Here is a 518-nt window from a genome sequence, read left to right as displayed (position 1 = left end):
ATCTTGTTCGCCAAGGCGACCGCGACCAACTTTGGCGGTTTCCGCTTCAGCATCTCGAGGATCCAAGGCGAAGCATGCTTGCTTCGATCATTGCGGATATGGCGGAGCAGCGCTGTAGCTCCGACCACGAGTGTTCGTCTGAGCAGGGCGTCGCCAGCACGGGTTATGCTGCCCAGCTTCACCCGGCCGCCGGTTGAGTGATCGCGCGGCGTCAGACCGATCCAGGCGGCGAACGCCCGACCGGACTGGAAGTCTTCCGGTGCCGGCGTCTTTAGTGCCAGCAATGTCGCGCCAAGTGTTCCGACACCCGGTATCTGAGCCACCCGCCGGCTTCGCGCGTTCGAGCGGTGCCATTCAGCAAGCCTCCCGTTGACTTCCTTAATCCGTGCCCGCAGCAGTGCCAGCTCCTCGGCATGCATTGCGAACAGATCGCGCGCGAGATGCGGGACTTCTGGATCGGCAGCGATGCGATCAAGGAGCGGTTCCACGCGGCAGGTTCCGGAGCCAGCGATCAGCCC

Annotated in this window: 1 protein-coding gene; it reads right to left on the bottom strand. The window is 63.5% G+C overall.

The features are described from left to right. Nucleotides 1-518 (bottom strand): transposase (locus tag IEW00_RS17420; RefSeq protein WP_229737131.1); only part of this gene is annotated, 518 nt, incomplete at both ends.

Source organism: Blastomonas aquatica (genome assembly GCF_014639875.1).
Lineage (GTDB): Bacteria > Pseudomonadota > Alphaproteobacteria > Sphingomonadales > Sphingomonadaceae > Blastomonas > Blastomonas aquatica.
Note: the sequence above shows the minus strand (reverse complement) of the source record. Positions and strands in the feature narration are given on the sequence as shown.